Source organism: Candidimonas nitroreducens, from assembly GCF_002209565.1.
In the GTDB taxonomy this organism is placed as follows: Bacteria; Pseudomonadota; Gammaproteobacteria; order Burkholderiales; family Burkholderiaceae_B; genus Candidimonas; species Candidimonas nitroreducens.
This window is the reverse complement of the sequence record NZ_NJIH01000003.1, coordinates 438,508-451,645: the sequence shown is the minus strand read 5'-3', so window position 1 is coordinate 451,645 and position 13,138 is coordinate 438,508. Positions and strand designations below refer to the sequence as shown.

Here is a 13,138-nt window from a genome sequence, read left to right as displayed (position 1 = left end):
GTCCGTACCTCAGGTGCCATGGTTTTTTATGCGGGCCGCCATGTATTCCGCGCCTAGGCGTTTGTGCGTTGCTTAGTCTGTGCGTTACCTATGTTGGCTTCGCGCGTTCGCGCATCGCGTGCTGCCATGGGCTTGCGGGCACGCAGGGCCCAGGGGACTCGGCGGCCTGAGCAAGGCACCATGACAATTCCCCAAGCTTGTCCGGCGCCGCAGTCCGGCCGCCCAATTCATAACCCAAAGAAATTGATCAATGAGAATTATCGAATAGACGTTTATATCAGTAATTGGCTTTAATGGCCAGGCTCGGCCACGCGGGATGGTGGTGAAGCCAACCCGGCCAGGCAAGGAATCGAGCGGACTACCGCCAGCACGATTCTTCGGCTGTCCCGGCCCACCGACAGGCACCGCCCGACCCATTCAACCGATTTCATTCTTGCTGCCCATGTCCCACACCGTGTTCGTTACCGCCCCCACGCTCAGCAGCGCAGGGCTCGAGCTGCTTGCGCAGGCGGGCTGCCGCAGCCTGTTCCTGCCCGCCGGGGGCACGCCGGCCGACGTCGAGCACATACTGGCGAGCGAGCCGGTGGACGCGGTAATCTCACGCACCGTGGCACTTTCCGCCGCGGCGGTGCGCGCCTGCCCGACCCTGAAAATCGTCGCCAAACACGGCGTGGGCGTCAACAACATCGACGTCGAGGCCTGCAGCGAGCGCGGCATTCCGGTCTGCACCACCCCGGGGGCCAATGCCCGTTCGGTGGCGGAAATGACGGTGGGGCTGATGCTGTGCGCAGCACGTTCGCTGTGCCGCATGGACGCCGGCATCCGGGCCGGCGGCTGGCCGCGCCACCAGGACGGGCTGGAGCTGCATGGCCGCACGCTGGGCCTGGTGGGCTATGGGCAGATCGGGCGCCGGGTGGCGCGCATCTGCGGCGCCATGGGCATGCGCGTGGTGGCCTACGACCCGCAGCTGCAGGCCGCTGACCTGGAGCCGGAAGTGGAATTGGCGGCCGACCTGCCGCAACTGCTGCGCCAGGCGCAGGTGCTGAGCCTGCATGCGCCGCTGGCGGCGCGCACGCGCGGCATGATCGGCGCGGCGCAGCTGGCGCTGCTGCCCGAAGACGCCATCCTGGTGAACACGGCGCGCGGCGAACTGGTGGACGAGCCCGCGCTTGTCGAGGCGCTGCGGCTGGGCAGGCTGCGGGCCGCCGCGCTGGACACCACGGCCGGCGAACCCATCGCGCCCGACAGCCCGCTGCTGCAGATGGACAACGTGGTGCTGACGCCGCACGTGGGCGGCTCGACCCAGGCCGCGCTGCAGGCCATGGCCGGCGGCGCCGTGGCACAGGCGCTGGCCTTCCTGGATCACGGCACGCTGGAGCGCGCCGGCACCGTCAACTTCGACCGCATAAACACCGCACAGAGAGAATCGCATGTCCAGTAATGCAAAGAACCATGTCGCCGATCGCGACAACAGCGGCGCCAGCGGCGCCGCCGCGCCGCAAGCCGCTTGGCCGGTCGGCTATCGCATCGAGCCCATGCCGGCCCTGATCGGCGACGATCTGCTGGCCGCCTTCGCCGACGTGCCGGTCGCCGTGGCCGGCGATTGCATGGGCCGCTGCATAGGCGCCCAGGGCCTGCGCGCCTATCACGAGAACGTGCACACCCGCCTGTGCGGCCGCGCCCTGACCGTGCGCGTGCGCCCCGGCGACAACCTGATGATCCACAAGGCCTTCATGATGGCGTCGCCGGGCGACATCGTCGTGATCGACGGCGGCGGCGACACCTCGCAGGCCTTGATCGGCGGACTGATGCGCACCACCGCGATCACGCGCCGCATCGGCGGCTTCGTGGTCGACGGCGCGATCCGCGACCTGGCAGAATGGGCCGATGGCCGCATGCCGGTGTTCGCCCGCGGCCATACGCACCGCGGCCCGAGCAAGGACGGCCCGGGTGAAATCAATATTCCGGTCGCTTGCGCGGGCATGGTGGTACATGCCGGCGACCTGGTGCTGGGCGATGCCGACGGCGTAATCTGCATACCCGCCGCCGAGGTCGCGGCGCTGCTGCCGCGCGTGCGCAAACACCTGGAAAAAGAGGCAGCCATACGCCTGTCCAACGAACGCGGCACTTCAGATCCCGAAAGGTTCGATGCCGTGCTCAGGGCCAAGGGGCTGCCCGTATAGCTTCCGACCCGGCGGTGCCACAGCCCGGAACTGGCACCCGTCAACGGAAAACCGCGCCGGCCGGGCCCGGCCACCAAGTACTCAATTCATGCAACACTTCCCTACCTACCTACATCAAAACCAAGGAGAGAGATGATGATTTCCCTGCGCAACTTCGCCGCTGCCGCTGCCGTGCTGGCTTGCGGCCTGACCGCGGTGCCCGCCGCGCAAGCAGCCCCGGCCTATCCGAGCCAGCCCATCAGGCTGGTGGTGCCGTTCCCGCCGGGCGGCGGCACCGACACCATGGCGCGCTTCCTGGGCACCGCCCTGTCGCAGAAATTCGGCTGGGACATCGTGGTTGAAAACCGGCCGGGCGCCGGCGGCACGGTGGGCATGGGCGTACTGGCTCGCGCCGAACCCAACGGCTACACCATGGCCCTGGGCCAGACCTCGAACCTGTCGATCAACCCCTACCTGTACAAGCGCATCTCGTACAACGTGGCCAAGGATTTCGCCTCGGTGTCCTCGGTGGCTTCGCAGCCGATGGTGCTGGTGGTGCGCGCCGACCATCCCTACAAGTCGGTGGCCGAACTGATCAAGTACGCCAAGGCCAATCCTGGAAAACTGACCATAGGCAACGCAGGCACGGGCACGGTGGGCGACATCACCGGCCGCTACTTCGCCAAGGAAGCTGGGCTTGAAGTACTGCACGTACCCTACAAGGGCGCCTCGCCGGCCATGACCGACCTGCTGGGCGGACGGGTGGACGCCTTCTTCGCCTCGGCGCCCGCCGCGCTGCCCCAGCTGAAGAACTCTAAAGTGCGCATGCTGGCCATTACCACGCTGAAGTCCATACCCCAGTTCCCAGGCGTGCCGCCGCTGGCCGATACGCTGCCCGGCTTCGAGGCCGCTTCGCGCACCGGCATACTGGTGCCCGCCGGCACGCCGCGCGCCGTCATCGATACGCTGAACAGCCACATCAACGAAGCGCTGAAAGACGAGACCTTGCGCAAGAAAATCATGGACGAGGGCAATGTGGTGCTGGGCGGTTCGGTGCAGGACTTCACCGACACCATCGCCAAGGACTCGGCCAAGTGGTCGGCCATCATCAAAGATGGGCACCTGACCATCAATAATTAATCCGATACACGCAACTCGCCTGTTCCCATGAGCAAACCTCTACACAACATACGGGTACTGGATCTGACCAATGTGCTGGCCGGCCCCTTCTGCTGTCATCAACTGGCGCTCATGGGCGCGGACGTCATCAAGGTCGAAACCCCCGGCAGCGGCGACCTGGCGCGCCAGCTGGGGGCGGACGCCGACCTGAACGGCAAGCTGATGGGCCTGTCTTTCCTGGCGCAGAATGCCGGCAAGCGATCCATCACCCTGAACCTGAAAAACCCGCAAGGCAAGGAAGCCTTCCTGCGCCTGGTGCAAAGCGCCGATGCGCTGGTCGAGAACTTCCGGCCCGGCGTCATGCAGCGCCTGGGCCTGGGCTTCGACGAACTTGGCCGGCACCAGCCGCGGCTGGTGTATTGCGCCATTTCCGGCTTCGGCCAGGACGGGCCGCTGCGCAGCCTGCCGGCCTACGACCAGATCATCCAGGGCATGTCGGGCGCCATGAGCATTACCGGCGACCCCGACACCGCGCCCTATCGCGTCGGCTATCCGGTGGCCGACACCATAGGCGGCATGACCGCAGCCTTTGCCGTGGCCGCCGCGCTGGCCGAACCGCAGCGCACGCAGCCGCGTTTCATCGACGTGTCGATGCTGGAATCGGTCATCGCCACCATGGGCTGGGTCGTGTCCAACTACCTGAATGCCGGCCAGGATCCGCAGCCTCTGGGCAATGAGAATTTCACCGCCAGCCCCTCGGGCACGTTCAAGACGGGCGAGGGGCTGCTGAACATCGCCGCCAACAAGCAGGAACAGTTCGAGGCCTTGTGCGGCGTGCTCGGCTGCCCCGAGCTGGCGCGCGACGAACGCTATGCGCAGCGCCAGGCGCGGCTGCGCAACCGCGCCGAACTGAAGGCGCGCATCGAAGCACTGCTGGCGGCACGCCCCGCCGCCGAATGGTGGCCGCTGCTTACCGACGCCGGCATTCCGGCCGGCCCGGTGTACAGCGTGCCGCAGGCGCTGGCCCACCCGCAAATCAGCGGACGCGGGCTGGTGGCGCACTTCCCGGACGTGCCCGGCGTGAATCGGGACGTCCGCGTGGTGCGCGGCGGCTTCAAGCTCGACGGCCAGGCGCCCGCGGTCGACACCCCGCCGCCCACGCTGGGGCGTGACACCCAGGCGCTGCTGCAGGAATTGGGTTATAGCGTCGAGGAGATCCGCGGCATGGCGGACGCCGGAGCGCTTTGAGCGCGGTTCGCGCCCTTGCATCTGGCCCGGCGTACGCGCCGGCCGCCGCGGCCCAGCGCGCCGGCAACCGGCTCCATCCGGGCCATTCCGACCGGCGATCCGCCGCGTAAACGCCACAAGCCTCGTGCCCGAAGGGCGCGCCCAATACCCACACAATTCGCCGCAAGGCCACAGGAGAACCCGGACGTGAGCACCGTAAACAAAGACGACAGCAACACTGCCCCGCAAATGGACGCCGAGGGCGCGGCCTGCGGCCAGTGGTGGCGCACATCCATCATCGACATGAAGCCCGGCAGCATCCGCTATCGCGGCTATGCCATCGAAGACCTGATCGGCCGCATCGGCTACGCCGACATGGTGTGGCTGATGCTGCGCGGCGAGCTGCCCAGCCGGGCGCAGAGCGCGCTGCTGGACGCTGCGCTGGTCTCGTCGGTGGATCATGGCCCGCAGGCCCCCAGCATCGCCATCTCGCGCATGGCTGCCACCTGCGGCGTGGGCCTGAACAATGCCATGGGCTCGGCAGTCAACGTGCTGGGCGACGTGCACGGCGGCGCCGGCGAACAGGCCGTGGCGCTGTACCACGACATCGAGGCGCGCCTGGATGCCGGCCTGGATGAGGACGCGGCCGTCAAGCAAGCGCTGGCGGCCTTCGTCGAGGAACACGGCAAGTACATACCTGGCTTCGGCCACCGCTTCCATCCGCTGGATCCGCGCGCGCCGCGCCTGCTGGCGCTGGTCGACGAGGCTGCGGCACAGGGCGTGGTCGGCGGCCGCTACGCCGCCATCGGCCGCGCGGTGCAGCGCGTGCTGACCGGAAGCAAGGGCAAGCCCATCCCCATGAACATCGACGGCGCCTCGGCCGTGGTCTATGCCGAACTGGGCTTTCCCGCAGCGCTGGCGCGCGGCATCTTCTGCCTGTCGCGCTCGCTGGGCATTCTGGCGCATGCCTGGGAACAAAGCCAGCAAGGCGGTCGCAACAAGGGCCCGATCCCCCGGCAATACCTGCCCGCCTACGAAGGCCCCGCGCCGCGCGAGGTGCCGCCGCGCTGAGGATCCGGATCTGGAGGCTCAGCCCCGGAATGAGGAACACTTCGCAACGCTGCCCGCTATCAAATCGTTAGCATAGTAGCCTGGCTCCCAATTAAGAACTTCAGAGCCCTGTCCGGACAAACGGCGCCACCGCTGCCGGTACGTCTACGCCAACAGGCACTTGCCCTTCTTCGAGATGTGCCCAGTCACGGACGCGAAAATCAGGATAGGGGTGGGCCGCCGGCTCGCCGCGGCTCTGCTCTATGCCGTCTATGATGATTTTTTTGATCTTCGCCTTGTCCCGAAGCACCGTAATGTCTTCGCTGGGGTCGCCGTCGACAAATAGTATATCCGCGCGCTTGCCCGCCTCCAGGGAACCGATTTCGTTCTGTTTCCCTATGCCCTTGGCGGAAATCAAGGTGCCGGCGCGTAGTATCTCCAGCGGGCTATAGCCGGCCTCGAGGAAATATTCCATTTCGAGCACACCGTCCCGGATATGGGGGAACCGATGACAGGCGTCCGTGCCAATTCCAACATCGATATCAAGACGGCGAGCCTCTTTCAACATATTCCGGGCGCGTTCGTATGCAGTCCATGCCTCGTGACGAATGCGATTGTTAGCGGAACCGAATGGCGGGTTCAAGCCCCGCGCATGCAGCCATGCGATCGTAGGGCTGATGACGATGCCCTTTTTCTTGATTTCCTGAAGCGTCTCCAGATCGACAAACTCGACGGCATGCATAGAGATGACCCCGGCTTCGACCGCGGCACGGATCCCGCCGATCGAATGCGCATGCGCATGCACCGCTTTGCCGAATCGAGCGGCGGTCGATACGACTTCGCGCATAATCTCGTAGGAAAGATCGTCCTGATCCGCATGGCTGTATGGTGAGCCCGCCACACCGCTGGCCGCAACCTTAATCCAGTCTACGCCGCCTTTTACCTGCTGAATGACCTCATGCCGCGCCTCTTGAACCGAAGACACAATCGCGTTCAGGCCATTGGCGATCCGCAAATCAGCCCAGGGTGGGACGTCATCGTGCAAGCCCCCTGGGCCCGACATGATGGGGCCGGTCGAGAATATCCGCGGGCCCCGGATCAACCCTCGGGCAACGGCATCGCGAATAGCCGGGCCTATCAGGCCGCGACATCCGCCGTCCCCAATCGTAGTAAAACCCATGTCCAGCACTCTGGATGCGTTACAGGTGGCGTACACAGTATTGAGTTCTACGCTCTGCCGCATCTCCAGTCGCCAGGTATCAGGCTCCGCGGTGTTATAGGTAAGATGGGTGTGGAAGTCGATCAAACCCGGCATGACCGTCATGCCCCGCGCATCAATGGCTTGTATATCGACGCGGTCGCTCGGCTTATCGTTGGCCCCGACACTTTCTATCCGGCCATTTTTGACAAGCACATAGCCATCGACGATGGGGTCGCGCCCGGTTCCATCAATCACACGCGCTCCTCGGACTAAGAAGTTCGCTCGTGCGCCTTCTTGCACTCTCATTTTGTATTCTCCGTTCAAACAGTAGCCAGCAGGCTCACTCCAACATCTCGGCAGCACATAGCATCGAGCGCAACAGCACGTTCGTTCCGGCCTCGAGGTCTTCTTTCTTGGCGTCTTCCAGTTCGTTGTGGCTGAGGCCATCCTTGCACGGCACGAAAATCATTGCGGCGGGCCCGGCTTTAGCCATATAGACCGCATCGTGACCGGCTCCGCTCAGGATCTCCATGTGCGTATAGCTCAGTTCCTGTGCGGCGTTACGCACGACGTCCACCAGCGGCGGGAAGAACGGCTGCGGTTTAATGTCGGCCACACGCCTAATACTGAAATCCAGCTTTCCGGGCTCCGAGTATCTGTCGCACGCCTGGTTCAACTCTTGCTCCATCGCGGCCAACATGTTCTCTTCCGGGCCTCGAAATTCCACGGTAAGATGAACCCGCCCAGGTATGCTGTTGCGCGAGTTTGGATGAACATCCATATAGCCGACGGTTGAGCGAGTGTTGCCGCCCTTCTCGAGCGCAATCTCATTTACCCTGACAGTAAGCCGGGAGGCGGCCAGCAGCGCGTCCCGGCGGGAGTCCATAGGCGTCGTACCCGCATGAGACTCTAGCCCGATGACCTCGATGTCGTACCAACGCTGCCCCATCGCGCCGGTTACCACGCCGATGCTGATACCCTCATTTTCAAGTATGGGGCCTTGCTCGATATGCGCTTCGAAGTATGCACCGACTGGGTGTCCAGGATTTCGCTTGCCATCATATCCAATAGCCGCCAAAGCCGACTGTACCGATACACCGTCACGATCCTGTTTCTTCAGCATGTCATCCAAGGATAGCTGCCCTGTGAACACACCCGAACCCATCATGATCGGAGAAAACCGGGTTCCTTCTTCGTTCGTCCAGACCACCAGTTCCAACGGAGCGGCGGTTCGGATGCCTTTATCGTTCAAGGTGCGCATCACCTCCAGCCCGGCCATGACGCCATAGACACCGTCGAACTTGCCACCCGTCGGCTGCGTGTCCAAGTGGCTTCCGGTCATTACCGGAAGCCGCGCAGGATCGGCGCCCGGCCTCCGGGCAACAATGTTGCCGATCGTGTCGATGCTGATCTCACAACCCAGCTCCCGAACCCAACTCAGGAACTGATCCCGAGCAACACGATCCAGATCTGTCAAAGCAAGCCGGCACACACCTCCACGAGCTGTTGCGCCAATCTCGGCAAGCCGCATCATAGAAGACCATAGCCGGTCTGCCTGCACTCTCACATTTGTTATCGCCGCCCGACTCACCACCCGTGCCCCCGAATAGATACTTGCTCGTGAAGTACAAATATTAGATACGCAGCAACATTGCACCGCTTACTTTTATATGAGCCGGCATCAACACCGGATTGAGGCGTAACCTGCTAGAACGTACTCAATTCAATCATTGGCGCATCCACAAGACGCGAAACACGAGGCCCGGAGAGCCTGAGGACGATGTGTGGAGCACGGCGGCCATGCCCACGAGCTGGCACACCCCGCCAATCCGCGGCTGCTGGAGTACACCGGGAACAGCTGGCCGCGAGACCACCCAACGAGACCACAGCAAGCCCTGAATACGTGAAGCGCAATAGTGTGGCTGGGTACTAGCGATACCTGGTCAATACGGCTTGAGATTAAGCCGAGTCAGTTCCGGGAGCCATTGGTCACTTCGCGCGCGAACATACGCTTCGAAGTCTTTAGCGCTACCGAGTATGGGTTCAAGACCCAACTTCGATAATTGTTTCCGGAAGTCGGCGTCGTTCAGTACGACATTGACTTGTCTATTCAACTCGTCGACTTGCGCCTTGGGGGTTCCGGCCGGAGCCGCTAAACCGAACCAAGACGACACCTCCAGATCCATGCCTTGCTCCTTGAACGTAGGAAGCTGCGGCAAATCACTGAACCGATGATCGCTTGCAATCGCAAGCGCTTTCACCTTGCCGGCCTTGATGTTCGCCTCTGCTGTGGACAAGGTGTCGAATACGACATCCACATTGTTGGAAAGCAATGCCACGATTGCAGGAGCAATTCCTTTGAATGGAACATGTAGAACGTCCACCCCCAATTTTCTGAAGCAATACATACCGGCAAGGTGCGGAATACTGCCGACGCCCGGAGACCCTAGAACAAGGCCGTCCTTCTTGGTTTTTGCGTAGGCAACCAGTTCTTTCAAGTTGGACGCCGGTATGCTCGGCCTTGCCACCAGAACCATAGGTGATTGCGTCAGGCCTACGACAGGCACGAAATCACGGCTCGGATCGTATGGCAAGCTCTTGAATAATGCCTTATTGAGAGCAAGCGTCGATATGGATGCAAGCAGGAGTTTGCTACCTTTCGGTTCCGATTGAATTACGCTCATTGCCGCGGTCACACCGCCGGCGCCGGGCTTGTACTCAATGACGAAATTCTTATTGGACACCGATGACAATCGATGGGTAACCAATCGAGCGGACTGATCCGCAGAGCCGCCAGGCGTATATGGAACCTCTACCCAAACACTATCCTGCGCGGCTACGTCTACGCTGACCAATGCCAATCCAACGAATATCGCAGCAGCAATCTTTTTGACCATGATCCAATCCCCCTTATGCCTTTTTAGTAAGCCAGCCGCCACCGCCTCTATGTGGACTCGCGGTGCCCGCGACAACCTGACCCTCTTTGATAACCAGTTTAAGCTTGGTCTTGTCCTGCAGTATTGCAAGATCTTCTGTTGGATCGCCGTCCACCACAAGCAGATCCGCGAAGCGGCCTTCATCGAGGCTGCCGATTTGATCCGCCATGCGGAGTACACGCGCAGCAGTGGACGTTGCGGCATGTATGGCTTCCATAGGTGTCATGCCAATCTTGGTTAGAAGTTCCAGCTCGCGTGCATTCGTCCCGTGCTTGTATCGATTACCGATATCCCCACCCGCCGCAATCGAAACCCCCGCCCTGTGCGCCGACCGGATGCTTTCGACCCACAGCGATTCATTGGTGGCCATTTCTTCGCGCTGCTTCTGCCCGAGGTTCAAGGTGGCCCCGAGCTCTAATACGCTATAAAGCGTACAAAGCGTCGGAACCAAGATCGACGGAGACGCCTTGAGCATTGCAATCGACTCGTCGTCCAGTCGAGTTCCATGTTCGATCGTGTCGGCACCCGCTCGAAGTGCAAACTTCACCGAGTCGTAGGACTGCGCATGGATCGCCACCGTTTTCCCCCATCGATGCGCTTCTTCCACGGCAGCACTCAATTCCTCTTGGGAAATGGTGGTCATCCAAGTCCAGCAAGTCGGATTCACTTCCACGCCGCTGGCAAGGATTTTTATGTTATCTACACCTTCCTTGATTTGGCGACGTATGGCTTTCCTGAATCCTTCGACGCCATCCACGACGAGGCGCCCCCCGGTCGATTCCCAATGTGGAGGAAGTATGTCGGCGGGGCCTCCCGTAGTTCCAATCGGCCTACCACTTGCGACAACCCGGGGGCCTTGAATCTTCCCTTGGCGGATCGCGTCCCGGACGGCAACACTAGTGTTCCCGATACAGCCAACCTCACGAACAGCCGTATAGCCGGCCTGCAGCATGATCCAGGCGTGCAAGGACGCGTTGATGACGGCTGTTTCCACCGGACATCGGATTGCATCCTCCATATTGCGGAACCCGCCGTAGACCAGATGAACGTGACAATCAATCAATCCAGGCATCACAGTTCGACCCTCGACATCGATTCGCCTGCCCGACGACTCTGAGCCGAGAGCATCCATCGATCCGATACGACTGATTTTTCCTTCGGCCACCGAGATCCACATCTTGTCTCGACTTTCGTCCGAAATCCCGTCGATTAGGCGGCAATTCAATAGAACGTAGGAATCGGGAAGTTCAATTTCGTCTTGCATATGTCTCTCGGGTGTTTTCTTATATTCCTGGAAGGCAAGCATGGATATTAAGCCTATCGGATCATATAGTCGCTTGCCTTTATGTATGGCAGGCGTAACACCAGGTTAAGCCCTTCAAGACGCTCCGAGGGTGCAGCCACCAAGCCCGACCGCCGTTCTCGGCCACGAGACTTCACTCGGATCTCTCCCGGCCCCGGCTTGCCGGCATAGAGAGAAAGGCTGTATGCTTGCGGCTCGCTGAGCAGCCCTGACGGGCCAAAGACGGCTATGCCAGGATATCGTTGACATGGCACTCAATCTGCGTCAAATCGAGGTATTCCGAGCCGTCATGCTGACAGGCACCATTAACGGTGCCTCGAAACTGCTGTATGTCTCTCCACCAGCAGTCAGTCGCCTGTTGGCGCATGCGGAGCTTACGCTGGGAATGGCCCTGTTCGAGCGTATCAAGGGGCGGCTACATGCCACCCCCGAGGCTCGCCGGCTGTTCATTGAAGTCGAAAACGCCTACCTCGGTATACAGAAGGTAAATACGGTTGCCCGAGAGCTACTCGAAAACCAGCGCGGCAGCTTGCGGATAGCCGCGCACGCTACGATTGGAGGCTCTCTCGTCCCGCGCGCGCTCAGCCAATTTCAGCGGGCACACCCCAACATTGGCATTGGATTGGAATGTGTTCGACAGTCCGAACTCAAGGAACGGATGCTGAACCAGCAGGCAGACCTGGGAATCACCCTTTTTCCGATGGAGCACCCCAATCTGGGCGCCATCAAGCTTTGTAACGTTCCTATCGTATGCGTCGTAGCGAATGGGCACCCGCTGGCCAAGCGCGTACAGGTTACAGCCCGCGACTTGTGCCGCCATCCTATCGTAAGTTACGAGCCAGGCACACCGTTTGGCTTGCTGCTTGACGAAATATTTGCCAACAGCGGATACCCCAAAAGCATACGTGCCCAGGCCGGCACTCCCCATGAGACCTGTAGCCTCATTAGAGCCGGAATCGAAGCGAGCGGCATAGTGGATAGGTACTCGGCGGAGGAGTTCTCGCACGGCTCGCGCGGGCTCAGGATAATGACCATATCCGGAGCCCCCGTACTACAGAGCCGGATTATTCATCGGTGCCATGAACCCATGTCGCGGATTTCCAAGACCTTCGTAACATTGATGCATGATCTTGTGAAAGGATCATAAATGAACATATCAAGATCACACTGATCAGCCCAACAGCGTGCCGCCCAGCGCGGCGACGATCATCAGCACCCCCACCCAGATATTGGCGCGGAACAGCATGAAGCTGCGATCGGGGCGCTGCAGGCTGAACAGCAGCATCTGCCAGACGAAATGCGCGGCGATGACGGCCATGACCAGGTAATAGCCCCAGGCCATGTGCAGGGCCACGCCGGCATACAGCCACAACAGCATGGTGGCGACGTAGAAGCCGCTGATCCATAGCTTGCCGTTGTCGGCGAAGCGCATGGCGGTGGAATGCAGGCCCAGCTCCAGATCGTCGCGCACATCCACATAGGCATAGATGGAGTCGTAGCCCACTTGCCAGAGCACGGCGCCGACCCACATGGCGATGCCGGCCAGCGGCACCATGTCGCGCGTGTCGGACCAGGCCATCAGCATGCCCCAATTGAAAGCGATGCCCAGCACCACTTGCGGCCAGTAGGTGAAACGCTTGCACAGCGGATACACCACCACGAAGGGCAGCAGCAGCAAGGCCAGCCAGCGGCTGTAGGCGTTGATCGCCAGCAGCAGCAAGGCGCACACCACCAGTTGGCCGAACAAGAAATAAAGGGCCTGCCGCAGGCTGATCTGGCCGCTAGTCAGCGGCCGGAAGCGCGTGCGCTCGACCCGGCGGTCGAAATCTCGGTCGAAGATATCGTTGATGGTGCAGCCGATGCCGCGCATCAGCAGCGCGCCCAGCGAAAAAATGAACAGGCGCCACAGCGTCGGCCAGCCGCCGGCGGCCTGCACCAGCGCGGCCAGGCAGGGCAGCAGCGTCAGCCAGGTGCCCACCGGGCGGTCGAGCCGGCACAGCCGCGCATAAGGCCCCCACGAGCGCGGCAGCCAGCGCTCGACCCAGTCGTCGGGCCGCATGTCGGACAGGTCGGGGATGGAAGACGAAGTCTCTGGGGCTATGCTCAAGGTGCTGCGCTCACTACTGAGATTAAACGGATT

General features: G+C 61.8%; 11 protein-coding genes. 6 read left to right on the top strand and 5 right to left on the bottom strand.

Annotation, left to right across the window (positions count from 1 at the left end):
* Positions 1 to 442: 442 nt before the first annotated feature.
* From CEY11_RS05745 to CEY11_RS05725, 5 genes are all read left to right on the top strand, one after another.
* On the top strand, positions 443 to 1,441 hold the full coding sequence (locus CEY11_RS05745) for a hydroxyacid dehydrogenase (RefSeq protein ID WP_088602746.1): 999 nt from the start codon (positions 443 to 445) through the stop codon (positions 1,439 to 1,441).
* Entirely contained in the window at positions 1,431 to 2,183 is a 753-nt protein-coding gene (locus tag CEY11_RS05740; protein WP_198958837.1) for an RraA family protein, read from the top strand. The genes CEY11_RS05745 and CEY11_RS05740 overlap by 11 nt, the downstream gene beginning before the upstream one ends.
* A 132-nt stretch (positions 2,184 to 2,315) precedes the next feature.
* Positions 2,316 to 3,302: a Bug family tripartite tricarboxylate transporter substrate binding protein gene (locus CEY11_RS05735; RefSeq protein WP_088602388.1), complete on the top strand. Its 987-nt coding sequence runs from the start codon at positions 2,316 to 2,318 to the stop codon at positions 3,300 to 3,302.
* A gap of 27 nt (positions 3,303 to 3,329) precedes the next feature.
* Positions 3,330 to 4,529, top strand: a complete 1,200-nt coding sequence (locus CEY11_RS05730) for a CaiB/BaiF CoA transferase family protein (protein WP_088602387.1) — start codon at positions 3,330 to 3,332, stop codon at positions 4,527 to 4,529.
* Positions 4,530 to 4,757: 228 nt separating this feature from the next.
* Positions 4,758 to 5,579, top strand: a complete 822-nt coding sequence (locus CEY11_RS05725) for a citryl-CoA lyase (RefSeq protein WP_088602744.1) — start codon at positions 4,758 to 4,760, stop codon at positions 5,577 to 5,579.
* A 100-nt stretch (positions 5,580 to 5,679) separates the two neighbouring features.
* On the opposite strand, the gene CEY11_RS05720 is transcribed toward CEY11_RS05725, so the two are convergent.
* From CEY11_RS05720 to CEY11_RS05705, 4 genes are all read right to left on the bottom strand, one after another.
* The gene (locus CEY11_RS05720) at positions 5,680 to 7,014 is read right to left on the bottom strand and encodes an amidohydrolase family protein (protein ID WP_158215190.1); all 1,335 of its coding nucleotides are present in this window, start codon (positions 7,012 to 7,014) and stop codon (positions 5,680 to 5,682) included.
* 85 nt (positions 7,015 to 7,099) lie between these two features.
* Entirely contained in the window at positions 7,100 to 8,353 is a 1,254-nt protein-coding gene (locus tag CEY11_RS05715; RefSeq protein ID WP_269845253.1) for a Zn-dependent hydrolase, read from the bottom strand.
* Between the two features lie 349 nt (positions 8,354 to 8,702).
* Positions 8,703 to 9,656 carry a Bug family tripartite tricarboxylate transporter substrate binding protein gene (locus CEY11_RS05710; RefSeq protein ID WP_088602384.1) on the bottom strand — a complete coding sequence of 318 codons (954 nt, stop codon included), beginning with the start codon at positions 9,654 to 9,656 and terminating at the stop codon, positions 8,703 to 8,705.
* Between the two features lie 13 nt (positions 9,657 to 9,669).
* A complete protein-coding gene (locus CEY11_RS05705) occupies positions 9,670 to 10,959 on the bottom strand; it encodes a metal-dependent hydrolase family protein (protein WP_158215189.1) in 1,290 nt (429 codons plus the stop codon).
* A gap of 286 nt (positions 10,960 to 11,245) precedes the next feature.
* Here CEY11_RS05705 and CEY11_RS05700 point away from each other — a divergent pair, with 286 nt between their 5' ends.
* The gene (locus CEY11_RS05700; protein ID WP_088602382.1) at positions 11,246 to 12,145 is read left to right on the top strand and encodes a LysR substrate-binding domain-containing protein; all 900 of its coding nucleotides are present in this window, start codon (positions 11,246 to 11,248) and stop codon (positions 12,143 to 12,145) included.
* 24 nt (positions 12,146 to 12,169) lie between these two features.
* Here CEY11_RS05700 and ubiA read toward each other — a convergent pair whose 3' ends face one another.
* Positions 12,170 to 13,057 carry a 4-hydroxybenzoate octaprenyltransferase gene (gene ubiA / locus CEY11_RS05695; RefSeq protein ID WP_088602743.1) on the bottom strand — a complete coding sequence of 296 codons (888 nt, stop codon included), beginning with the start codon at positions 13,055 to 13,057 and terminating at the stop codon, positions 12,170 to 12,172.
* Between the last annotated feature and the right edge of the window lie 81 nt (positions 13,058 to 13,138).